The sequence below is a fragment of the uncultured Campylobacter sp. genome (genome assembly GCF_937997535.1).
In the GTDB taxonomy this organism is placed as follows: domain Bacteria; phylum Campylobacterota; class Campylobacteria; order Campylobacterales; family Campylobacteraceae; genus Campylobacter_B.
The window spans coordinates 1-22,853 of the sequence record NZ_CALKTT010000101.1 but is presented as its reverse complement, the minus strand read 5'-3'; the positions used below and the strand labels follow the sequence as shown (position 1 = coordinate 22,853).

26 protein-coding genes and 1 pseudogene are annotated in these 22,853 nt (G+C 47.3%); 13 read left to right on the top strand and 14 right to left on the bottom strand.

Annotated features, from left to right (window positions below; all coding sequences use genetic code 11):
• Window positions 1–158: 158 nt before the first annotated feature.
• The 5 genes from Q0117_RS10125 (at window position 159) to Q0117_RS10105 (ending at window position 3,535) form a co-directional block, all read left to right on the top strand.
• Entirely contained in the window at window positions 159–410 is a 252-nt protein-coding gene (locus tag Q0117_RS10125; RefSeq protein WP_297926533.1) for a hypothetical protein, read from the top strand.
• A 199-nt stretch (window positions 411–609) separates the two neighbouring features.
• Window positions 610–1,068, top strand: coding sequence for a CidA/LrgA family protein (locus Q0117_RS10120; protein ID WP_297926528.1), 459 nt, complete (start codon window positions 610–612; stop codon window positions 1,066–1,068).
• Complete coding sequence (locus Q0117_RS10115) at window positions 1,065–1,757, top strand: LrgB family protein (protein ID WP_297926515.1); 693 nt, start codon at window positions 1,065–1,067, stop codon at window positions 1,755–1,757. The genes Q0117_RS10120 and Q0117_RS10115 overlap by 4 nt, the downstream gene beginning before the upstream one ends.
• Before the next feature lie 9 nt (window positions 1,758–1,766).
• Complete coding sequence (locus tag Q0117_RS10110; protein WP_297926502.1) at window positions 1,767–2,333, top strand: AAA family ATPase; 567 nt, start codon at window positions 1,767–1,769, stop codon at window positions 2,331–2,333.
• A gap of 518 nt (window positions 2,334–2,851) precedes the next feature.
• Window positions 2,852–3,535, top strand: coding sequence for a tetratricopeptide repeat protein (locus tag Q0117_RS10105; protein WP_297926491.1), 684 nt, complete (start codon window positions 2,852–2,854; stop codon window positions 3,533–3,535).
• 250 nt (window positions 3,536–3,785) lie between these two features.
• Here the strand turns inward: Q0117_RS10105 and Q0117_RS10100 are convergent.
• Window positions 3,786–3,950: pseudogene (locus Q0117_RS10100) on the bottom strand (flagellar basal body rod C-terminal domain-containing protein); the annotation flags it as partial.
• Between the two features lie 213 nt (window positions 3,951–4,163).
• On the opposite strand from Q0117_RS10100, the gene Q0117_RS10095 reads away from it, so the two are divergent.
• On the top strand, window positions 4,164–5,222 hold the full coding sequence (locus Q0117_RS10095) for a hypothetical protein (protein ID WP_297926468.1): 1,059 nt from the start codon (window positions 4,164–4,166) through the stop codon (window positions 5,220–5,222).
• Between the two features lie 626 nt (window positions 5,223–5,848).
• Here Q0117_RS10095 and folP read toward each other — a convergent pair.
• Genes folP through Q0117_RS10070 form a run of 5 tightly spaced genes read right to left on the bottom strand, consistent with a single transcriptional unit; the run spans window position 5,849 to window position 9,810 of the window.
• Window positions 5,849–6,985 carry a dihydropteroate synthase gene (folP, locus tag Q0117_RS10090; RefSeq protein ID WP_297926460.1) on the bottom strand — a complete coding sequence of 379 codons (1,137 nt, stop codon included), beginning with the start codon at window positions 6,983–6,985 and terminating at the stop codon, window positions 5,849–5,851.
• The gene (locus Q0117_RS10085; protein ID WP_297926453.1) at window positions 6,982–7,605 is read right to left on the bottom strand and encodes a DNA polymerase III subunit delta'; all 624 of its coding nucleotides are present in this window, start codon (window positions 7,603–7,605) and stop codon (window positions 6,982–6,984) included. Before Q0117_RS10085 ends, folP begins: the two co-directional genes overlap by 4 nt.
• A complete protein-coding gene (locus tag Q0117_RS10080; protein ID WP_005873254.1) occupies window positions 7,602–8,135 on the bottom strand; it encodes a HobA family DNA replication regulator in 534 nt (177 codons plus the stop codon). Before Q0117_RS10080 ends, Q0117_RS10085 begins: the two co-directional genes overlap by 4 nt.
• Window positions 8,135–9,340 carry an aspartate kinase gene (locus tag Q0117_RS10075; protein ID WP_295151394.1) on the bottom strand — a complete coding sequence of 402 codons (1,206 nt, stop codon included), beginning with the start codon at window positions 9,338–9,340 and terminating at the stop codon, window positions 8,135–8,137. The genes Q0117_RS10080 and Q0117_RS10075 overlap by 1 nt, the downstream gene beginning before the upstream one ends.
• Complete coding sequence (locus Q0117_RS10070; protein WP_005873256.1) at window positions 9,340–9,810, bottom strand: RNA pyrophosphohydrolase; 471 nt, start codon at window positions 9,808–9,810, stop codon at window positions 9,340–9,342. Before Q0117_RS10070 ends, Q0117_RS10075 begins: the two co-directional genes overlap by 1 nt.
• Before the next feature lie 136 nt (window positions 9,811–9,946).
• Between Q0117_RS10070 and hemW the strand changes: the two genes are divergently transcribed.
• The 6 genes from hemW to Q0117_RS10040 are packed head-to-tail and all read left to right on the top strand — an operon-like array spanning window position 9,947 to window position 15,088.
• Entirely contained in the window at window positions 9,947–11,020 is a 1,074-nt protein-coding gene (hemW, locus tag Q0117_RS10065; RefSeq protein WP_297926434.1) for a radical SAM family heme chaperone HemW, read from the top strand.
• A 57-nt stretch (window positions 11,021–11,077) separates the two neighbouring features.
• Window positions 11,078–11,770, top strand: coding sequence for a Sec-independent protein translocase protein TatB (gene tatB, locus Q0117_RS10060; RefSeq protein ID WP_297926422.1), 693 nt, complete (start codon window positions 11,078–11,080; stop codon window positions 11,768–11,770).
• 15 nt (window positions 11,771–11,785) lie between these two features.
• A complete protein-coding gene (gene tatC, locus Q0117_RS10055; protein ID WP_297926387.1) occupies window positions 11,786–12,541 on the top strand; it encodes a twin-arginine translocase subunit TatC in 756 nt (251 codons plus the stop codon).
• A gap of 1 nt (window position 12,542) precedes the next feature.
• Window positions 12,543–13,562, top strand: a complete 1,020-nt coding sequence (gene queA / locus Q0117_RS10050; RefSeq protein ID WP_297926357.1) for a tRNA preQ1(34) S-adenosylmethionine ribosyltransferase-isomerase QueA — start codon at window positions 12,543–12,545, stop codon at window positions 13,560–13,562.
• The gene (locus Q0117_RS10045) at window positions 13,559–14,596 is read left to right on the top strand and encodes a hypothetical protein (RefSeq protein WP_297926354.1); all 1,038 of its coding nucleotides are present in this window, start codon (window positions 13,559–13,561) and stop codon (window positions 14,594–14,596) included. Before queA ends, Q0117_RS10045 begins: the two co-directional genes overlap by 4 nt.
• A 39-nt stretch (window positions 14,597–14,635) precedes the next feature.
• Window positions 14,636–15,088 carry a hypothetical protein gene (locus Q0117_RS10040; protein WP_297926343.1) on the top strand — a complete coding sequence of 151 codons (453 nt, stop codon included), beginning with the start codon at window positions 14,636–14,638 and terminating at the stop codon, window positions 15,086–15,088.
• A gap of 601 nt (window positions 15,089–15,689) precedes the next feature.
• Here Q0117_RS10040 and Q0117_RS10035 read toward each other — a convergent pair.
• From Q0117_RS10035 to Q0117_RS10000, 8 genes are all read right to left on the bottom strand, one after another.
• Complete coding sequence (locus Q0117_RS10035; protein ID WP_297926331.1) at window positions 15,690–16,187, bottom strand: hypothetical protein; 498 nt, start codon at window positions 16,185–16,187, stop codon at window positions 15,690–15,692.
• A 97-nt stretch (window positions 16,188–16,284) separates the two neighbouring features.
• Complete coding sequence (locus Q0117_RS10030; protein ID WP_297926320.1) at window positions 16,285–16,581, bottom strand: hypothetical protein; 297 nt, start codon at window positions 16,579–16,581, stop codon at window positions 16,285–16,287.
• A 117-nt stretch (window positions 16,582–16,698) separates the two neighbouring features.
• A complete protein-coding gene (rpsR, locus tag Q0117_RS10025) occupies window positions 16,699–16,959 on the bottom strand; it encodes a 30S ribosomal protein S18 (RefSeq protein ID WP_295151385.1) in 261 nt (86 codons plus the stop codon).
• Window positions 16,960–16,972: 13 nt separating this feature from the next.
• A complete protein-coding gene (locus Q0117_RS10020) occupies window positions 16,973–17,575 on the bottom strand; it encodes a single-stranded DNA-binding protein (RefSeq protein WP_297926309.1) in 603 nt (200 codons plus the stop codon).
• Between the two features lie 10 nt (window positions 17,576–17,585).
• Complete coding sequence (gene rpsF, locus Q0117_RS10015; protein WP_297901550.1) at window positions 17,586–17,999, bottom strand: 30S ribosomal protein S6; 414 nt, start codon at window positions 17,997–17,999, stop codon at window positions 17,586–17,588.
• An 84-nt stretch (window positions 18,000–18,083) separates the two neighbouring features.
• Window positions 18,084–19,088, bottom strand: coding sequence for a DNA polymerase III subunit delta (locus Q0117_RS10010; RefSeq protein WP_297926286.1), 1,005 nt, complete (start codon window positions 19,086–19,088; stop codon window positions 18,084–18,086).
• Window positions 19,088–21,010, bottom strand: a complete 1,923-nt coding sequence (locus Q0117_RS10005) for a ribonuclease R family protein (protein WP_297926249.1) — start codon at window positions 21,008–21,010, stop codon at window positions 19,088–19,090. Before Q0117_RS10005 ends, Q0117_RS10010 begins: the two co-directional genes overlap by 1 nt.
• Window positions 21,007–22,278 carry a hypothetical protein gene (locus tag Q0117_RS10000; RefSeq protein WP_297926234.1) on the bottom strand — a complete coding sequence of 424 codons (1,272 nt, stop codon included), beginning with the start codon at window positions 22,276–22,278 and terminating at the stop codon, window positions 21,007–21,009. Before Q0117_RS10000 ends, Q0117_RS10005 begins: the two co-directional genes overlap by 4 nt.
• A 256-nt stretch (window positions 22,279–22,534) precedes the next feature.
• Between Q0117_RS10000 and Q0117_RS09995 the strand changes: the two genes are divergently transcribed.
• Window positions 22,535–22,853 (top strand): hypothetical protein (locus Q0117_RS09995; RefSeq protein ID WP_297926228.1); only part of this gene is annotated, 319 nt, incomplete at its 3' end.

The window sequence follows — 22,853 nt, the reverse complement described above, 5'->3', positions numbered from 1 at the left end:
AGCCGGTAAGCCCCAATCTAAACCCGGCTCGTTTATATTTGCAAGCGCAAGACCGAGCGGCGCAGGTTCGCTGATCGCGCCGAAACGCGTCGTCGAATTTAAGAAATTAAATTTTAAAGCCCTTTTAGCTAGTATCGCACAAATTTAAAGGAGCGAAAATGCAAAGTTTCAAATGGCAAATTTCAAAGCGGCTCAAGCAGGCGATGCGCGAGCGAGATATCGATAATCTCACGCTCGTGCGCCGCACGGACGAGCTGTATTCGCGCTCGCACCCGGGCCATGACGAGGATATGCGCGCCGAAGTTTACACCGTCTTGGACGAATACGCGCCCAACGTCGATATTGAAATTTTCGATCTAGTCTGCAGGGTGCTCGGCGTCAAAATAGAGCTAGGCGAGACGCTTGATTGAATAGTCATCGCCAGATTTTATCCGTGCCGCAAGGCTAAATTTAGCGCTATAATAAATCGCAAAATTCTACCTACAGCCTAGCTACAGAGCTTACTTAAGTAAATTTTGCCGCAAAATTTCGCCCAAACCTAGCAAGATTAATATCTATTTTAACTGCAAAGTGCTAAATTTAGCCCTAAATTTTAATCCGAGGTAAACTTTGAACTACTTAATCCAATTTAGTGTGATTTTAGGAATATCTTTTGTTGCGGAGATTTTGGCGGCGCTCGTGCCTGTGCCGATCCCCGCTAGCATCTATGGGCTAGTCATTATGCTTTTAGCCCTGATCTTCAAACTCATCAAAGTATCGCAGATCAGAGAAACCGTGTCGTTTTTTATGCAGATTATGCCGGTGATCTTCATCCCGGCGGGCGCTGCGATCATCATCGCAGGCGACGCGCTACGCCAGCATCTTTTCGCAATCATCTCGATTACGGCAGTCTCTACGGTAGTAGTCATCGGTGCAAGCGGCGCGGTAACGCAGATCTTTTATAAAATCGCCCTCGCCCGCGTTAAGCGCAGGCTTTACGCAGCCGCGCACGAACAAGACGGCGCGAATACAAAGGGCGTGGATGCGAAGCTGGAGCGCGAAATTTTATCCGGAGACGACAAAAAATGAGAGAAATTTTAATGAACTCCGCTTTTTTCGGCGTATTTTTGTGCCTAGGCTCGTTTGAGCTGGGACTTTATCTAAAAAAGCGCTTTAAGCTAACTGTTTTCAACCCGCTTCTAATCGGTATCGTGCTTACCGTCTGCGTGCTTTTAATCTTTAAAATTCCATACGAGAAATTTAATGCGAGCGCCTCGCACATTAGCTTTTTCTTAACGCCGATTACCGTCTGTCTAGCCGTACCGCTATACGAGCAGCTGGCGCTTTTGCGAAGTAATTTTTTAGCTATTTTTGCAGGACTGATTTCGGGTATGATCGCAGGACTAGGCAGCATCTACGCGATGTCGGTGATATTTGGGCTAAATCACACAATGTATGTCACGCTACTACCGAAATCCGTCACGGCGCCGATCGGTATGGGTATCAGCGAAAGCTTAGGCGGCATCGTGACACTAACGGTGGCCTGCATCATCGCTACGGGCATCATCGGCAGTGTATTTGGCGAGGCGCTACTTAAAATTTTTGGCATCAAAAAGGCGATGGCAAAAGGTATCGCCCTAGGCTGCGCGAGCCATGCGATGGGAACGGCGCGCGCTCTTGAGATCGGTGACGTAGAGGGCGCGATGGCGTCTTTAGCGATGGCAGTTACGGGACTTCTTACCGTCATCGGTGCCGGTATTTTTGCACATTTCATCTAAGGAGAAAATATGATAATCTCGATCGCTAGACAAACGGGCGCAGGCGGGCGCGAAACCGCGCGCAAACTAGCCGAGCGCTTAGGCTACACCTATCTAGCCAAGGCGGATCTGCTCCGCAAAGCAGACGAGCTTGGCTGCTTCGAGCAGATGTATGAGTTCTACAACGAAATGCCCGTAAATACGCTGCTTCAGGCAATATCGCACAACGAGCTAGCCAATGAGCAGAAGCGCGATCGTATCGTAGCAATCTACGAAAAGATCGTCTCGGGCGGCAACGTTATAGTGCTTGGGCGCTGCGCCGGGTTTTTCTTGCGCGGACATCCGGATCTGCTGACGGTATTTTTACGCGCGAGCGATGAGTTTAAGCTCGCTAGATTGGAAAAAGAGGGCCATACCGACGCGCGCGAGTATATGGAAGAAAGCGACGCGGGCAGGATGAGCTTTCATCAATACTACACCAACCAAGTCTGGGGTGCGTCCGCAAACTACAATATCTGCATCGACACGTCGTATTGCGGCATCGATAATGCGGTAAATATCATCGAGTATCTGGTTAAAAACCACGATAAAAAGTAAAATTTGAAACTTTGCGACGGGCGCGGTAGCGAGGCGACATTGCTGCGACGATGAGAATATCGGCGATGGCGAAATTCTATCGACACCGTAACGAAACTATAGCTGCGACAACGAGGCTACGGCAATGAAATTATATCGGCGCAATATCGCTGCGGGTGGCGCGGCATCGTTGCGGGGTAACGAGATTATGTCGCTGCGGCATTGCTACGGCGAAATTTTATGCTAAGGTTTAGGAAACATGACGGCAGTAGCGATCTCGTTTGCGGCGAATTTTACGCGGTTTATCGGCGGCAAATTTCTGGGTGCAAGCGAGCAAATTTACGGGTTTTTGCGGCAGCGTTTGGCGTTCAATTTACCCTAAATAGGCTAAATTTGACGGCTTTCTTTTGCGGCGCGATTTTGAGCAAACTCGGCAAAAATCAGGCTTGATCGAATTTCAAACCTTTAACGTAAATTTACATTTTTTTTAATGCTAAATTTTATAAAATACCGATAAAAATTTTGGTAGGAGTAAATTTATGAAAAGATTAATCGCAGCGCTCTCCTGTGCTATGGTTTTGTTTGCGGCGGGCGAGGATATAGGAGCACTACAAAAAGCGTGCGACGACGGAAATGCAATTAGTTGCGGTTCCCTCGGATTTTTATATGTCAAGGGCCAGGGCGTAAAGCAGGACTATAAAAAAGCGAGCGAACTATTTTCTAAAGCTTGCGATAGCGGAAATGCAATTAGTTGTTCTAATCTCGGGCTTTCATATGCTAACGGACGAGGCGTAAGGCAAGACTATAAAAAAGCAAGCGAACTATATTCTAAGGCTTGCGATATGGGATATGCAGACGCTTGCTTTAATCTCGGGGTTTTATATTATGATGGTAAGGGCGTAAGGCAGGACTATAAAAGAGTTAACGAGTTATCTTCTAAGGCTTGCGATATGGGAGTGGCAATTGGTTGCTATAGTCTCGGAGTTTTATATGATGAAGGTCGAGGCGTAAGGCAGGACTATAAAAAAGCGAGCGAGCTATACTCTAAAGCTTGCGATATGGGATATGCAGGCGGTTGCTATAATCTCGGGGTTTCATATGATAATGGACAAGGCGTAAGACAAGATAAAAGAACGGCAAAAGAGTATTTCGGCAAGGCTTGCGATTTAGGCAATCAGGGCGGTTGTAATAATTATAAAATCCTAAACGAGCAAGGATTGTGAGTTAGGACGCTAAAAGGCGGTAAATCCAGGTAAATTGAGCCGCCTTGACGCCTCAAAAAACCGCGCCGCTCGTAAAATTTAGCCCAAATTTACTCAAATTTAGCTTTCGCTAGTCGCAGCGTAAAGACCGCTAAATTTAGCCTAAATTTAATCCTCGGGCGGCAAAAGCGGGCCAAATTTAAAAAGCCGCCTAACCCGAAATCCGCAAAGCAGTTTCAGGCCAGACGGCGTAAATTTAGCCTATTTTAGATTATCTTTTTAGGCTATTTGCGATCGAGAGCATATCGTCGCTCGTCGTGATCGCCTTTGAGTTGGCCTCATACGCGCGCTGAGCCGTGATGAGGTCGGTCATCTCCTAGGCTAGCCGTACGTTGCTCATCTCGACAAATCCCTGCCTGATCGTGCCTAGGCCGTCGAGCTCTGCCGTGCCGACTGCGACCTAGCGCAGATCCCATTCGGCGAGCTGGTACAGGGCGAGGGGGTCATATACGTGCAGATCTGTGAGAAATGCGAGGTTTTGGGCGGCTGCTTTCAGTGCACATGAGGGCGGGGCTTTTAAAATTTGCGCCCCGAGCCCGCGCAAAAAATTAAGCTATAATTGCGTTTAAATTTAATTAAAGGAGAGATTATGGGATTATTCGGTTTGAACAAAAAGGCTGAGAAAGCGCAGGAGCCGAGCACGTTCGCGGGCAGAGTGGATAAATTTTGGGCGGAATTTAGCGGTATGGTAGACGAGATCAAGGCCGATCTGGCGGCGAAGGAGTTTGAAAAGGCGATGCAAAAGACCGATGAGAAGCTTCGTATCTGCCTTGCTGAGCCCTATTTTATGACCGGGCTTGCGGGCGATAAGCTTGATTTGGTGCTGACTCCCGAGGGCATGAGGCACCGCCTCTTTTGGCTAAGCTTTATCAAAAACGCTATGCCCAAACAGCTCGAGTCCAAAATGCTCTGCACGCTCGGAAAGCCGCGCGCGCCGCGAGGTATCGGCGGGATCGAGATGTACGATACGCGCGTAAACGCCGAGGACTCGATGATCTATGCGCAGTTTAACGAAAGCGACGTGGATATTAAAATTTACAACGAAAATCTAGCGGCTCTGCTCGCGCAAGACGAGGGCAAGGCCTACAACCTTAGCTTTATCCTGCTTGACAATATGATCGGCGAAACGGCGATCATAAATACGCTAGGCGAGCTTGAGGTACTGGCTCAGCCCAAAGAAAACGGCGTGCCGCTAAGCGAATTTGCCGATCTGGTCGATGAGAAATTCGGCGAAAAAGCCGCACGCGAACCGCTAAAGAATTTTTTCAGCTACGAGATGGAACCGCGCGGTAGCGAGGTACGCGAGGACGTGATCGTGGGCACCACCTGCCTAACGGCCATCGTAAATCAATACCTAAGCGGCGAGCGCGACATCTATAACGAAGCCTTCGAGCTTGGCATAAAATTTTGCTTTCTTAGCATCGGTAGCGGCGGCGACGTGCAGGCGGGCTTTGATCTGCGAAACAAGATCGAGGACGAGGAGCTAGAAAGCTGCGGCTCGTTTTTGGAGATAATCGGCGGCGCAACCGGGCAGAGGCACGCATACATCGATCTCATCTGCTATGACGAAGAAAGGCTTAAAGAAAAAGTAAGCGAGCTTTGCAAAAAATATGACGCAAATATCGAAATCCACGACTTTAAGCGGTAGCGGCCTCTGTTTTGCGGCAGATAAATTTAAAATTTTGCGCCATCGCAGAAAATAAATTTTAAAACTCTACGCCGCCGCGTAAAATAAATTTAAAATTTGCCGCACCGCACGCTTTTCGTTCGGTTTTGTCGTTCCGCTGGTACGCGCTAAATTTGATCAAATTGCAAGCTTGCGGTGCAAATTATAGTGGCGCGATTTAGGATTTTGTTTATGCACGTGATTCGCTTGCAATGTAGATCAGCGTGGGCGTTTTTTATAAATATACACACCGCTTGCAAATTTCACGCGCTGTGCCTGTTCGCATACATAGGCTCGCTACGTAGAATTTTTATCGGCCACAATAATCCTCAGCGCGAGATTTGTTAAGATTTAAGCACCAACGCATAATTTGATAAAATTTTAGAAACGGACACGCAATAAATTCCAAGAAAAAAACCAAGCACGAAAGAATTCTAATGAAATTTTGCAAAAGCTCTTTTGCAAAATTTCTAAAAATTATAAAGATTGACTAGGACAAATTTTAAGATTTTATAAAAGCGGATTTAATCAACATCCTGCAAGGACATGAAATTTCAAGAAAATCCCATAGAATTTCGCAGAATTCCGATAAGTTTTTTGAAATTTTACTATAGCAGAATCCGATCCATCGCGCGCATTAGCCGCAACATTTGAGCGTGTTCGAAAACATCGTGCGTGCGGATGATCGCAGCGCCGTTTAAAGCGGCGATCTGGTGCAGATACAGCGAGCCTGCGAGCCTATCCGCGACAGCAGAGGGGCTATAAAAATCGATAACGCTCTTTCTGCTCGCGCCTACAAGCAGCGGGCAGCCGAAGTGTAAGAAATGCTGTAAATTTTTAATCAGCACCAAATTTTGCTCGGCGGTCTTACCAAAGCCGATGCCAACGTCGAGGATGATCTTTTTAAGCCCCGCGCTTTGCAGCTGCTGCAAATTCTGCGCAAAAAACTCATCGATCTCGCCCATCAGATCGTCATATTTAGGCGCAAGCTGCATATTTTGCGGATTTCCCTGCATATGCATCAGCACGTAAGCGGCGTCGTAGCGAAGCGCAAGCGGGGCAAGAGCGAGATTTGCGCTGATGTCGTTAATGATGCTAAAGCCCCGATCTAGCGCAAATTCCAAACAATACTCATCGAAGCTATCGAGGCTAAATTTAGCCTTTTCATGCAGGCTTAGGCGGTAAATTTCGTTCACGACGTCCTTTATGCGCGCAAACTCCTCATCCCTGCCGCAGTACTGGCTACCCGGGCGTGAGCTCACGCCGCCAATATCGATGATAGCGGCGCCCTGCTCGATCATCTTTTCGATCTTATTGGTCGCCTCTTTTAGGTTTGCCGCGCGGCTTGCGGGGTTGAAGCTATCGGAGTTGATATTGACGACGCCCATTATTTCGCAGCTTTGCGGCTTAGCAAATTTCTCGCTTAAAAATTTCGCGAGCTCCTTTAGCCCGAAATCCTGCAGCGCTTCTTTCTGCGCTAAAGCCTCAATCTGGCGGTCATTTGCGATCAAAACCGCATCCGTATCATCGCGTCCTAGGATCACTCCTTCGTTACACGCAAGCTCGGCACCGATGCTAAGGGCATCTTGCTTTAAAATATTCGCCGCGGGCGCTCGCAGGTCTTTTAGATAGAAAAGGTTTAGGCGCGATTTTTTCTGCATTATCGCCCTTCCCGCATTTCGCACGCCGATGCGCTCGCAAATCAGCGCAAAGTCGGCATCGTTTGAAATTTTATAAATTTTCATCTTTTTTTCTCCTCGATCATCAAAAGCAGCGGAGTAAGCACGGCATGGGCTTTAGCGTTGTGCTCGGCAAGATAACTCAAGCGGTCAATCCGCTGTAGTTCATCGCCGCTTAGCCTGACGCCTGTTTCGAAACACTCTAGCGCGATCTCGCCGATGAGCGCTTTTAGCGCCGTCTTATCCAGCTCGCCCTTACGCTCCAGCGCGATCTGCGCGTCGATAAACTCCACCGCTTCCTTTAGGCTGAGCCTAGTTAAATTTAACCCGGTGCGGCATCTGGGCTTTCGCACGCAGAGATTTTGCACCACGAGGCGCGAGCGGATGGTGGGCAGTAGGGCGTTGATGAAGGGGGTGATCAGGAAAAATACCGTATTTTTAGGCGGCTCCTCTAAAATTTTAAGCAGAGCGTTTTGCGCCTCCTCGCCGAATTTCGTAGCGGCGATGACGATGATCTTATCCTCGCGCTCGGCGACGTAGGCTTCGTCTATGATCTTTCGCGCCTCGTCGATCTTAAGCTCGACGCTTTCGAAAAACCTTAAATTTTTGCGCGGAATTTCGGCTAAAATTTTATCTTTAAAGCCCTCATAATCGCCCGTCAAAACGATCTGATTTATGATTTTCAAAGCACCACTTCGTCAAAAAGCACGGCGTCGATGCTTTTGTCTAAAATTTTAAAAAGTTGGATCAGTTTTAGATCCAGGCTCGGATCGCTCTCGCTCATGTAAAAGCTATTTTGCAACCTCTCGTCGATGAGCCACAGATAGCTGTCCTCGTGGCTTTTGGCGATTTTGGCTAGTGGATGGTTGCCGTTGCCGATGTAAAAATATATAAAGCCGTTGGCAAACGCGAGGCTTAACATATCGTTTAGCAGCAGCGCGTCCTCTAGGCTATTTACGCCGCCGCGGTAGAGCGAGCGCAGCGAAAAAAACGGCAGCAGCGGGCGTGAGTTGGTAGAGGAGTTGATCTTTTTGATGATGTATTCGCTAAACCAGCTTCGCTCATCGTCGCAGATGACGATGAAAGCAAAGCCGTCGTGGAGGAATTTTAGCTTTGATGCTAAAAGCGGCGTCCAGTCCTCCTTACGATCCTCGAGCCACTCAAGTCCGGGCTCGGAGCGCATCGCCGTGACGCTCCAAGTGTGCAGATCCTGCATTATTTATCCAAATCGTAGGCTTTATGCAGCGCGCGCACGGCGAGCTCGCCGTATTTGGCCTCTACGATCATCGAAATTTTAATCTCGCTCGTGGAGATCATCTGGATATTTATCCCTTCATCCGCGAGCGTCTTAAACGCCTTGCTGGCTATACCGCTGTGGCTTTTCATACCCACGCCTACCAAAGAAACCTTTACGATATCGGCGTCCGATTCAATGATGGAATTCGGATTTGGATTTACCTCTTTCATTACCGCATAAGCAGTCTGCAGCTCGTTTTGCGGCACGGTAAAGCCCAAATTCGTCTCGCCGTTTCGTCCGATATTTTGCACGATCATATCGACGTTGATCTCCTTGCTCGCGAGCGCAGAGAAAATTTCAGCCGCGACGCCAGGGCGATCCTCTACGTTTCTAATCGTGATTCTTGCTTGATTTTTATCCAGTGCAATGCCGCTAATTACCGCATCTTCCATCTTTTCTTCTCCTGTTATGAGTGTTCCTTCATGATCGTTAAAACTGCTTCGCGTCACCAAATTTACGTTTAATTTCTTCGCAAGCTCGACGCTTCGATTTTGCAAAACTTTCGCTCCCAAGCTCGCAAGCTCAAGCATCTCGTCGTAGCTGATGCGATCAAGTTTCTTGGCTTTCGGCTCAATGCGCGGATCGGTCGTATATACGCCGTCCACGTCTGTGTAAATTTCGCACAGATCGGCATTCAGCGCTCCTGCGACGGCGACTGCGCTAAGATCGCTTCCGCCTCGCCCGAGCGTAGTTACTTCGCCTGCGGTGCTGATGCCTTGGAAGCCCGCGACGACGACGATTTTGCCCTGCTTTAGCGCCTCTTGCATGCTTTTTGGATCGATAGAGACGATGCGAGCTTTGGTGTGAAAATTATCCGTCACGATGCCCGCGCCTCGCCCGCTAAATGCGATCGCAGCATAGCCCTTGGCGTTTAGCGCGATAGCTAAAAGTGCGCTCGTGACGCGCTCGCCCGAGCTTAGCAGCACATCCATCTCTCTGCCTACGGGAGTTTTAGTAAAAAATTCCGCCTGCTCGATGAGCTGATTGGTAACGCCGCTCATCGCAGAGACGATTACCGCGACATCGTGTCCTTCGTTTTTAGTCTTTATCACGCGCTGCGCAACCGCCTCGATCCGCTCTAGCGTGCCGACGCTCGTACCGCCGTATTTTTGAACGATCAGCATTAAATGTAACCCTCCTCCTTAAAATATTTTAAAACCGTCGCGTAAATCGGCTTTTTGAAGTGATTTACGTGCCTTAAAACCTCATTCGCGCCTACGAATTTAAATGCGTCGAACTCCGGAAGTTTAGTATTGATGTTTATATCGGCTAAGCTTCGCAATCTCACCAAAAAATACCTTTGAATTTGCCCGTCGTATGGGCGCATCTTTTGAGCTACCCCATCGGGAAAGTCGTAGCTAAGCCACTTCGGGCACTCAGCGATGATATCGACTTTGCTTGTTCCGATCTCCTCACCTAGCTCTCTGCGGATCGCCATCTTAGGCGTCTCACCATCGTCGATACCACCTTGAGGAAACTGCCAAGCGCCTTTGATGTCGCTTCGTTGCGCGATTAAAATTTCGCAATTAAACGGATACGAGGGCGAAAGTACTATTGCAGCGACATTTGGTCTGTAATTTTTCTCTTTTTCCATCTCGTTTTCTCACAAAAAATTTCTCAAAATTCTACCTAAAAATATTAAAATTTGCGTTAAGAGGCTTAAAATTTATATAAATTTTCAAATTAATTCGCTAAATTTTGTGACGTAAATTTAGCCCATAGGACCGACCTTGCACATCTATATCCACGTGCCGTTTTGCACCTCCAAATGCCCGTATTGCGCCTTTGGCTCCTTCAGCGATAAGTTTAGCCTCGCAAAAAGCTACTTTCGCGCGCTAGAGCTTGAGGTACGCGACTTTTTGACGAAAAATCCGCACGCGCAAATTTCGACGCTTTTTATCGGCGGAGGCACGCCAAGCGCCGTAGATGCGGGGCTTTATAATGAAATTTTTGCGCTGCTCGCGCCGCGTTTTGCCGCCAAAGCCGAAATCAGCTCGGAAGCCAACCCAAACTCCGCTAGCCCCGCTTGGCTTAGGACGATGCAGGGGCTCGGCGTAAATCGCATCAGCTTCGGCGCGCAAAGCTTTAACGACGCCAAGCTAAAGTTCCTCGGTCGCGCGCACAGTGCGGCGCAGATTTTTCTGGCGGTGCAAAATGCCAAAGCAGCGGGCTTTGATAATATAAATTTAGATCTAATCTATGCGAGCAAATTTGACGATAAAAGGAATTTAAAATTTGAAATGGATGAGCTTGCGCACTGTGAAGTGCCGCATCTAAGCGCCTATGCGCTAAGCCTTGAGGAGAATACGCCCTTTTTCGGGCGCGAAAGCTTCAAAAAGGAAAGCGTGGCTCTAGCCAAATTTCTCTTTGCTCTTGCGGCAGATAGCGGCTTTAGCCAGTATGAAATTTCAAATTTTGCCGCGCGCGGACTGCGCTGTAAGCACAATCTCTCCTACTGGCGCGGCGAAGATTACGCTGGATTCGGAGCATTTGCGGTCGGAACTAGCGGATGGGTGCGCCTTAGCTCGCCTAAAAATTTGCGAGACTACATTGCAGATCCGCTGCAAAAACAGCGCGAAGCTCTAAGCGCGCAGGATAAAAAGCTTGAGCGCATATTTCTCGGGCTGCGCTGCGTTTTGGGGCTTGAAGCGCAAATTTTAGACGCCGCGGAGCTAAGCAACGCGCGGCTGCTAGTGCAGGCAAAAAAGCTGAAATTCGGCGAGGGTAAATTTTATAATCCTAACTTTTTGCTCGCCGACGAGATTGCGCTTTTTATCACGCAAGAAAGCCGCCGCGGGCGCTAAATTTAAGATTAATGAAATTTTAGTTAAAATACGCCACTTTTTACGTTAGGAAATTTTATGTTTGGTATCAGTATGCCTGAAATTACGGTCATTTTAATCATCGCGATAATCGTGCTGGGGCCCGAAAAGCTTCCAAAAGTGCTGGTCGAGCTCGCGAAATACTTCAAAGTCATCAAAAAAACCATCAACGACGCAAAATCGAGCTTCGATCAGGAGCTTCGCATCGCCGAGCTCAAAGAGGACGCCAAAAAATATAAAGAGAGTATCACGCAAGCAAGCGAAGGCGTGCGCAAAAAGCTCACGTTTGAGGAGCTTGACGAGATAAAAGGCGGTATCGACTCGGTCAAAGAGACGCTAAATGCTGGGCTAAAAAACATAGAAGGCTCCGTAAAAGATACGCTAAATTCCGCGGAAGTCTCGGCGCAAAAACAAAGCGAGACGGCAAATTTAAAAGCAAATTCGAGCGGCGGAAATTCCGCGCAAAGCTCGGGCGCCGCGAACTCTGCGCAAGGCTCCGCCGGCGGCGTAACAAATTCTAGTGCCGGAGACAAAGGCAAAAATTCTAGCGCCGAAAGCGAAAGTGAAAATTCCATGCCGAGCGCGGGCGGCGGCGCGGAAAATTCCGCACAAAATACCAATGCAAGCGGCGAAGCAAAAAGCGGCGCGGAAAATTTAAATGCAAATTTAAACGGCGATGCGCAAAATTCTATGCAGAATTCCGCGCAAAATAACGAAGTGCAAAAATCATAATGAGAGAGAAATTTAATGTTTGAAGAGCTAAAACCGCATCTAGCCGAGCTTCGCAAGCGCCTAGTTATCTGTGTTCTGTCCGTCATCGTCCTTTTCATCGCGTGTTTCGGCTTTTGGGAGGATATTTTAGGCTTTATGACCCGCCCGCTAGTGCGCGTGCTTCCCAAAGGCAGCGAGATCATCTTTACCCAGCTCGGCGAGACCTTTTTTACTGCGATGAAGGTGTCGTTTTTCACCTCGTTACTTCTAGCGATGCCGATAATTTTCTGGCAGGTGTGGCTTTTCGTAGCGCCTGGGCTTTACGACAACGAGAAAAAATACGTCATCCCCTTCGTTAGCGGCGCGAGCATTATGTTCTTTTTAGGCGCGGCGTTTTGCTATTTTTTCGTAATCCCCGTCGCGTTTAATTTCTTGGTAAATTTTGGCGCCAAGCAATTTACTGCGATGCCTACAATCGGCGAATATGTAGGCTTTTTCGCCAAGCTCGTCGTCGCATTCGGCATCAGCTTCGAGCTTCCGGTGGTGACCTTTTTTCTCGCCAAGATCGGGCTTGTGACGAACAAAAGCCTGAGCGATTTTTTCCGCTACGCAATCGTCATTATTTTCATCTTTGCAGCGGTCATGACGCCGCCGGACGTGCTTAGTCAGTTTATGCTCGCAACTCCGCTAATTGCACTTTATCTGCTCTCAATCTTCATCGCCAAAATGATAAATCCGTATAAGCAGGAAGATGACGAAAGCGAAAATTCCACGGACGTAGCGCAGGCGTGAGATGGCGGATCTAAATTTAGTTGGCAGCTACGATTACGAGCTTCCTAGCGAGCTCATCGCAAGCGCGCCCATGATGCCCAAACAAAGCGCGCGCCTGCTGATCTATGATCGCGCCAAAGAGCAGATCACTCACGCGCACTTCGGCGATCTGGCGGACGTCCTGCCGCCCTGTGATATTATTTTTAACGACACGCGAGTAATTAAGGCGCGCCTATTCGGTCACAAAAATAGCGGCGGCAAGATCGAGCTTCTGTTAAACTCGCCGCTTGAGGGCAATAAATTTAGCGCCTATATTCGCGGTAGCGTCAAAGCAGGCAGCGAATTAAAATTTCAAAGCAATCTTAATGCGCGCGTTTGCGAGCTGATGGAAGGCGGGCTTCGCATCGTGCAGTTTGAGCAGGGCGGCGAAGCTTTAAACACCCATGATGTTTTTGAAATTTGCGAACGTATCGGCCATGTGCCGCTGCCACCGTATATCAAGCGCACCGATACCAAGCAGGACGAAAGCTGGTATCAAAGCATCTTCGCGCGCGAGCAAGGCGCCGTCGCCGCACCCACCGCGAGCTTGCATTTTGATAGCGAGATGATCGCCGATTTGCGTCAAAATCACGATATCCACTTCATCACGTTGCACGTGGGCGCGGGCACCTTTAAGCCCGTGGAAGTAGCGGATCTGCGCGATCATAAGATGCACGGCGAGCTCTACTCTATCCCGCCGCAGACCGCGCAAATTCTAAAAAGCGAGCGAAAAATTTTAGGCGTGGGTACGACGGTGACGAGAACGATCGAAAATTTTGCACGCAATGGGCAAAGCAGCGGAATCTGCGAGCTGTTTTTGCACCCGGGCAACCCGCCGATAAGACAGAATTTTTTGCTTACAAATTTTCACCTACCTAAATCCACGCTGATAATGCTCGTAGCGAGCTTCATCGGGCTTGAGCGCACGCTTGAGCTCTACCGCATCGCAGTGGAGCAAAGATACCGCTTCTACTCCTATGGCGATGGGATGCTTGTGCTATGAAAGCCGTGGTTTTAGGCGCGCTAGCAATATTGTCTGCGACGGCAGGTTTTGCGGCAAGAAAACTTTTTGCTAAAAAGCCCGCCGTAAGCGGCAAAATTTTCTCCGCTGCGCCTAAAGCCAAAGAAAGCGATTCCATCGTGCCTAGACGCGAGGATATCGCGCAGATCGATATTTTAAAAATTTTAAAATTTCAAAGCGAAATTTTATTTGAGGAGTGCACGAAATACGACAGCACGCTCTATCTTAGCTTTCCACCGCAGCTACCGCGTATCTACGGCGGCGAGGTGCTAAATCTCACTAGCGCGGTCTTTGACGCGTGCGAGTTCTTCCTACAAAATATTGCTGAACCGATCCGCGTAAGCGTGGAATTTAGTAGTAAGGAACTTAGAGCAAATATGAGCTCTATCAAGCTTGACGTGCGAGTAGGTATCGATCGCGAGCTAAAGGATCCGCGCACCTATGCGCTTAAAAGTGCACTAGAAAGCGCCGCTAGTACGGACGATGAGTATCTTACTTCAGCGCAGACCCATTTGCGTGCACTCGGTTCGCATCCAAGTATTGGAGCCGACGGGCGCGGAACCTTTATCAAAATGGATGCCGTGCTTAGCTGCTTCGCGCAGCAGAGCTTTAGCGCCAAAAAATACGACTACAACGTCATCATCACGCATAAAAACCGCGCGATCTTCGAGGAGCTGCGAGATTTTTTGAACGGGCTTGGTTGCGACGTGATGCCAAACTCCAACTGGGAGAGCGCAAAGAGGCATCTAAACGACTTCATCTACGTAGCCGACGTCGTCATCCTTGACGCCGAGATCCTGCGCGCCAATATAAGCGAAATAAACTACCTCAACGCGCTGGAAAAAGACGGGGTGTTTTTCATATTTTTACTTAAAAACAAACACTCATTCAAGGTGCTGGAAGGGCTAAATTTTAAATTTTTCAAGCTTGAAATGCCATATTTCTACGACGAGTTTTACGCCACGCTTGATCTCATCGAAAAGATCAAAAACGATGAGAACTTCTTGGGGCTGTAGCGAACGGGTAACGACAAATTTAAAACCAAAGAGATTGAAGTGCTATATTTTGACTTAGATTGGATCAGGGGCAATATAAAAGATAGCGAATATGCTTTAAGAGAGCGGCGGTACGAGGCGTATTTAGCAGGGCTGCATAAAAATATGCATACGCTAGAAAGAATTTTTGCGGGCATAAACTTCAACGATGCGCTATTGCTACCCAAAAAGCAAATTAATGAAAAGTTGCATTTGAAATTTTACATCGGAGATTTGCAAAATGGATATTATGAACTAAAATGCGCTATGAGCTCGGATCAAAGATGCGACGCGGCGCCCGGGGAAATAATAACGAGCGAGATATTTTACGAAAATGGCAATTACCGCTTCTCTTTCATTCTCGCTTGCTTGAAGGAATACGCCGTTAATTTCTCCAGTATAGATAGCCTTAAATTTAACGCGATTTCGCAGAAAAAATATAGTCGCGAGTTTAAGAAATTGAAACTTTCATAGTAAATCCAAACCTCAGTTTTTTACATATAAAATTTCATCCGCTAAAGATTGCCGCCTCAGTATTTATCTCATTTACAATCCAAAATTAAAAATATTAGCTAGCGAGGTTTTGGGAGGTATGGATTTTGATTTAGGCACGAGCTTTCTGGTAAACTATGCGAGCTTCGGAGGTATAAAAATTTTAGTTTTTCGTGACTTAGAATGTGTCGCGTACTTCAGGTCAAAGCGTAGCGATGTGAGATAAAATTTTGCTCGCTCGAGTGCTGAGGCATTATGCTTTTAGAAAAGACACAAAGTAACGTAAATTTCGCTGTGTCTTGTAGCTAAAATCCATTAAATTTAAGCCAGAATCATTCGGCGGCAGTGTTATTCGCCAAACCCTCTAAGGCAAAATCTCTAAATTTAAGTTCTGGACATCATATGCAAGCAGATTTCCTTCTGCCCTTAAAGCATTCAAATCATATTAAAATTTGAACTTCCAAGCGAATCTAAAGAATTTTGGAAATCACTACGTTGCATTTAAAAGCGCGCTAGATAAGAGATATAAAAAACTAGCAAATTTTAAAATTTAGCCAGACGAACTTTGTTCGCGATTTAAATTTTATCTTTCGCCCTCTTTTTTAGCCCTGACCGCCTCATAAAGTTCGTCGATCGAGGTTGCGGACGAGCCCGAATATTTCTGCGCCACTCGCATGGTCTTTTTGCCCCACTTACCGTCGATTGTCACGCCGTAGCCGTTAAACATCAAATTACGTTGGATATAATAGACTTTATCTTGCTGCGTCATATTTTGTTGCTTCTGCACTTCGCGCTCAGCATCTTTTGCCTGCTCACTTTCATATACGGAAGCACCCGCTAAATACCCTAGAACTAAACCTCCCACAATTGGTACGACAGACGCAATAAATCTATTATTTACGCTAGAAGTCAAGCCTTCCAAAAATGCCTTTGCAATGCAAAACACTATAAAGCCCGGAATAAAAGCGAGAACGGCATTGAAGCCACCACCTATCACGTATGCGAGCATACAGACTAAAATAATAGCTACAAGCCCCTCACCCAAACCGCTACCGGCAAGGAAGCCTAGGAAAAAATTCATAATCTATCTTTTAAAATTTAAGTAATGTAATTCTCCAAAATTTAAATTTAATCGGAGAATTACAAAATTTCTCCGCCAGTGAACGGCGGAATATAGACTATTTAACGTGCTTCATAGTCCTATGAAATCGCAGACTGTGATCTCGCGCCATAAAAAAAGAACTAATTACGCCTATAACTCCTACAGCTATAACAATGTAAAATACGGTATCACTATTCTTAGTAAGAGCTCCCGCAAACCAAAGCCAAACTATAGAAATAAGAAGCGTCTTTATCCAAGGTCTGCTATAAGAGATCTCCGCCTGGCACCCACCGCATACGACCGCACCGTATTTGATGTCATCTTTGCCGCAAAAAGGACATTCCAAATATTCCGCCCGCTCATTCTCTGCCATAATTTCTCCTTTGAAAAAATATAGGTGGATTATATATATATATATAAGAGCGAGCTTAAAATTTAAAAAATTAGAATTTAAAATGAGAGAATTTTAGCGGCTCTACGCCGCTAAAATTTAAAGATTTTCGAATGGATTTACGACCACGTCTTTGCGATCGACTATGTAAGGTATAAGGGCTGCTTGGCGTGCGCGCTTGATAGCCTTTTCTACCATCTCTTGGTATTTTTTGCTAGTGCCGGTTAAGCGGCGCGGCATAATCTTAAAGCGCTCGCTTAGGCAGTGCTTTAGCAGCGCCGTGTCCTTATAATCGATAAATTCGATCTTTGCTTCCGTAAATTTGCAATACTTCCTAGTATATTTTCTCTTATCTGCCATGATTTTTCCTTAATTAAAATGGGATCGTGTCGTTGCCGTCATCGTATTTATCGGCATCGACGTCGACTTCCGGAATCGTGCTTTCGTAACTCTGCTCTTTTTGTTTAGGCGCATTGTAATCGTTTTTTGCGCCCCTAGAATTTGAGTTTTGTCTGTTAGCATAGCTATTTCCGCCGCCGTAATTACTACCGCCGCCATAGTTAGAATTTCCCCCGCCATAGCCGCCGGAGCTTCCGCCATAATTGCCGCCCTCGTAATTACCGCCTTGGTTATAACCGCCGCTTCCACCTTGATTGCTTCCTAGCATCTCCATAGTATCTACGCTGATGGAGTGCTTGCTTCGGTTCTGTCCGTTTTGATCCTGCCACTGATCTAGCTTTAAGCGGCCTTCGATCAAAATTTTACTGCCTTTTCGCAAGTATTGGTTTGCGATCTCAGCCGTACGACCGAAAAAATCTATGTCTATAAAGCACGTTTCTTCGCGTTTCTCGCCGTTTGAGCTATTATATCTGCGCGTGACGGCGATGCCGGTTTTACCTACGGCGGTGCCCGTTTGCAGATATCTAAGCTCGATATCTCGGGTCAAATTACCTACCAAAACTACTTTATTGAACATATTTTATCCTTTATTCGCCCTCTTTGGCTGCTTCTTCGGGTTCTTTCGGCTCTGCCGGCGCTTTTGGCTCGCGCTCTTTTTTCGCAGGGCTTAGCTTGATACCTTTGCTTAGCTTGTCCCAAGCGGAAATTTCACGCTTAGTCTCATATTTGACGGTTAAAAATCTAATGATATCTTCGTTGATGCGCAGATTTCTAACAAGCTCGGAGATCAAGTTCGGCTCGGCTTTAAAATAGATTACGAAATAAACTCCGCGCTCATATTTGTCGATCTTATAGGCTAGCTTTCTAGCGCCCATTTCGATTACGGAAGCGATCTCTCCGCCGTTTTTGGTTATGATTTCTTTGACGAAATCGACTTTTGTTTTAACTTCATCGTCTGTAAGCGTGGGCTTAACGATGAATAAAACCTCGTAGTTTCTCATAAATTCTCCTTATGGATTTTAGCTCGCAAACAGCGTCTGCGGGCAAGGATTTTGCAAAAAATGCGAAGGGATATTACTAAAATTTCACTTAATATTTGCTTTTTGCCCGAGCGAACTTAGCAGCATGCGCTGCAACCTCAAAAACGACGCGAGCAAAAGCTCGTCCTTCGCTACGTTCTTTTCGCTTTTGAGTTCAAATTCCAAATCGTTTAAGTGAGCGAAAATTTTATAAAACGTCCGCGTTGAAAAGCTGGTGGCGTAGCGCTGCATCTGTGCGGCCACGGAAGGGGGCGGCAGGTAGCCTAAAACCGCCTTAAAATCAAATCTACCGTTTATTTTCACGTAAGCGTGCAGCCGAAAAATTCTATAAATCAAGCGGTAGAAATAATTTATCAGCTCCATCTCGTTGTATCCGCCGCCCAGAGCCATTTTGTAAAAATCTACGCGAAAGTCGCTTAGTCCAAAAATTTTATCAAAAAGCTCGTCGTAGCTTACCTCGCTAAGGCCATAAACCATCAAATTTACGTTTTGCAGGTTAAGCTCTAACCCCAAACTTGCAAATTTCTCTATCTCGCTCGCGCTTAGGCTCAGGCTTTCGTTGTGGATGGCGTAGATCCTGCTAAGCGCGGCAGTGTTTGCAAAAAGCCCGCACATCTCGCATTTTTGCACAAGCAGCGCTATGGCTTCATTCACGCCCGAGGGTTTGAAAAACCTCACTTCGTTTCGTTCAAATTCCTTGATAAAATCCGCGCTCACCGAAATTTCGCTATCGTTTAGCTCATAAATTAGATGATTGTTCGCGTCCGCCTTGCACAGCGCGATGAGCCTTCGTAGCTCCTCTTTTTTGATGAGCGAGGCGGTTTTGATATGAAGCGTGTTGCTGCCGCCAAAAAGCGAGGGCTCCAAGAAGCTTCGCGCCTGCTCAAAATCATACTCCAAAAAATACAAACTCAAAAAATTTTTCGAGGCGTAAATTTGCTTCAGGCGCTGCGCGTAAAGCTCGTTTGAAAAATCGTCTCCGCCGCGCAAAAGCACGAAATTAGGCACCCTTCCGCTTGCGATAAGCCCGTCAAATTCTTTTCTATACATCAGATTTTCTTTACCACCCTGCCTAAGATCACTCCGCTAGCGATGTTTGCGTCCGTAAGCTCCACTAGTACGGGCGTTAAAATGTCGCCGGCGAAATTTGAAACCAAAATTTTAGCCCCTTTTAGCTTGTCGTCTAGCTTTGCGGTGACGGAATTTCCGTTTTCGTCGATGTAGCAGCGGAATTTTTTGCCCAAATTTTCTGCGGCCCAGCGCGCAAATTTTCGATCCATAAAATCAAACGCGACTTTGTCCGCCTCGCGCTCGAGCTCGTTTAGCCGCGTGCACGTCGCGTCTATGTTTAAAAGCAGGTAATTATAAAATTTCTCATCCCCCCTCATCTGCGCCTTTAGCAATCGGTGCAAAATGAGATCGGAATAGCGCCTAATCGGGCTTGTGAAGTGCGTGTAGTTATCAAATCCGAGCCCGAAGTGCCCGCGCGATTCGGACGCATACTCGGCGCGCTTTTGAGCCTTGATGATGAGCTTATCGACCTCCTCGCGGATCCCCATGGCATTGGCTTGAGCCTGGATTTCGCCGATCATTTTAGCAATGTTGCTCTGATACGGCGCGTCGATGCCAAACAGCGCCAGATCGTCAAGCAGAGCGTAAATTTTTTTAAGCTCCGCCGAGCCGTGATTTCTAAAAACGCCCCGCTCGATACGCGCCGCAGCGGCTTTGTTAGCTAGCAGCATACAATCCTCGATGAGCTTGTGCGACGGAGTGTCGGTCTCGAAACGGGTGGAGCTTATAAAACCGTGCTCATCAAGCGTGATGCGAAGCTCCTTGGTGCGGAAATCAAATCCGCGCTTTAGCCTCGCACGGCGCAGGCGCTCGCAAATTTCATTGAGCGGCAAGAGCCAGCTTAAAATTTCAGGTTCGCACGCCTTGCGGGTGCGTAAAATTTCATCAACCTCGTCGTAATTGTAGCGGCGCTTTGATCTTATAATCGCTTCGAAAAGCTCCTCTTTTTGCGGGTTTAAATTTTCATCCAAAGAGATTTTAAAAACAAAGGCCAGCCTCGGCAGATCAGGCATCAACGAGCAGATGTTTTCACTAAGCTCGCGCGGTAGCATCGGCACGGATCGGTGCGGGAAGTAGATCGAAAAGCCGCGAAATTTCGCCTCCTTATCGATCGGCGAGTATTCGCTTACGTATTCGCTCACATCGGCGATCGCGACGTAAAGCGTGCGCTTTTTTATGTCAAAATAGATCGCGTCGTCGAAGTCCTTGGCATCGATAGGATCGATGGTGCAAAAGGGCAAATGCTGCAAATCTACGCGCTGCGGATACAGCGCCTCGTCCACTTCGCTGCCGAAGCTTGCGGCTTGCTGCTTGCACGCTTCGTTAAATTCGTCGTTTTTATCGTAGATCGCTAAAGAAATTTTCTCATCGACGAAGGGATCGGCTAAGTTTCCGATCACCTCGGTAATTTCGTTCGTTAAATTATCGATCTTTAAAAGGGTATTCGGCGGTAGCTGCTTGAGCGATTTTTGCGTAGCTTTGAGCGGATTTGCGAGGCCGGTTTTGACGTTTACGCCTAAAATTTCGCGCCCGAAGCTTTTGATATAAACCACGCTCGTTAAAAACGCGGGCTTAATGCACATCAGCACCTTTGCGTGCAGGCGGGACTTTCTTGAGCTTAAAATTTTTGCTAGGATCAGATCGCCCAGATGCACGCCGCTTAAATATCTGTTTTCGATGATGAGATCAGCTTTGAAGCGATCGTCGAAGCTTTGCAGATAGCCCGTGCCGTCGCGCGCGATGTCGAGCCTGCCGAAAACATAGCCGTCGTTTAGATAGAGCTTGCCTTTGTGCGCGCTGATGGCGCCGATATTTAGGAGGTTACGCACGAGCTCCTTTTGCTCGCCGCTAAGATCCTTTTCAAATACGCCCGAGTTAAAGGCGCGCAGGAACTCTCTCATATCGAAATTTCGCCTTTAGCCTCTAAAAACGCCTCTTGCTCGAAGCCGAACTCGACTAGTAAATTTAAAGCGTTGTCGATGCTAAGCTCGTCGAAGTGATGGTAGATATTGACCGCGGTTTTGGCGATCTTTAGCATCGCGTAGCGGGATTTGTTCTCAAAAGGCGCGTCGTCGGGGGCGTTTGAATACAGCGCATCCTGCGCGATCTGCTCTAGCCCGAAATGCGCGAATAGCGCGTGCGAGACGCTTTCGCGGTTCGTGCCGCTAAATTCCATCTCCACGTCGGTAAAATCCTGCGGAAAGATCGAGCCCTTGATGGCGTGGTAAAATTCCTCCGCCTTGCCCGCCGCGCACACCTGCTCGTCGATAAAAACCCGCCCAAACTCCACTAAAATCACGCTTGAGAGTATGTTTTGCTCGATCTGCGGGTAGGATTTGATCCACGAAAACATAAGCAAATTTCGCAGCAGCGAGACCTGCGTGAGCTTTTCGCGGTCGATGCGATACGCATGTAGGCTCGGCTTTAGCATCTCGTCAAATACGGCGAATAGAAAAAACGCCCGCATCTGCTCGCGCCCGTAAAGCTCGAACGCTCGCTGTAAATTTAGCGTCTTTAGCGCCGTGTCGCCTTGCTCCTGTTTCGGCGGCTGCTCTCGCCCCTGCTCCTGCGCCCTTCCCCATTCTTGCTCCTGTTTTTGTTGCTGCGCTTGCCCCTGCTCTTGTATCGGCTCTCGTCTATGCACTCGTTCGGCTTGCGCGGAAATGCTCGAACCTAGCGCGCAATCAGCTCTCATGGCGGCGCTCTGATTTTGTGGCGGCATATCGCTCGCAGCTTGCGAGGGGTTAAATTTAAAATTCTCGTCGCTGTAGTTCACGCCGTTTGCGTCATTTGAGTGATTAAATTTAAGACTGTCGCTCCGATCTGCTAAATCTGCGCCTTCTTGCTCGCTCAAGATGCACTCGTTTTGCTGCCACTCGTCTGTAGCATCTTGTAAGCCGTATCCTATGGACTTCACAGGCTCCGTGCTTTGGAGATCGCACTGCTCATCCGCGGCACCGAAATTTTGCCGCGCGAGCTCTTCGGCGCTAAATTTAGACAAACCGCAAAAGGCCAAATCTAAAATTTTATCCGCCAGGGGGGCATTTTTTGAAATTTGCAAAGCGAGCCTGACATCCGAACTATCCGCGTCAAACGATGCTAAAATTTTTAAAATTTCATCGCTAAAACCCGCGAGTGTGCCTATTTTTTGGGTTATAAATTTATTCATTTTAAAAAGCCGTTCAATATAAATTTCGCACAATCATATCAAATTTTAACTCAAATTGCAAAGCAAAACGCCGCCGTTGCGCCCAAATTACGCTTCGACTCGCGAGGCTTTTGAAGCGCTTTTTTTACGCCAAAAAATCGCGGATCAAACCGCCATTTATCGTGACGGCAAAACCGAAATTTCATACGCTGTTTTATAAAATTTTAATCCCCTTTCGTATAGAATGCATCGAAATTCCGTTTATAAAGAGCTTGATTTGGATAAATTTGAAGTCAGCACTGCGCTAAGAAAAGAAAGGACTAGTGACTACGACAAAGAGCCGCTAGTTTTGCGGGATTATTCTGGCTTTCCTTTAATTTTACACTATTTGATTATTTTAATATTTTGGATTACTGCTTCTGGGTTTTGCATTAGTTGCTTAGACGATTTTGAAAGCGGTATTTTAGATTTTGATCGCGACGAAGACGGCAGTCCAAACGATACTTTTCCAGATACGACTCCGGCTTCGAATAAAACTTCACCTATTGTGATCGATTTAAACGGCGACGGAGTAAAAACAATATCAAGAAAAAACG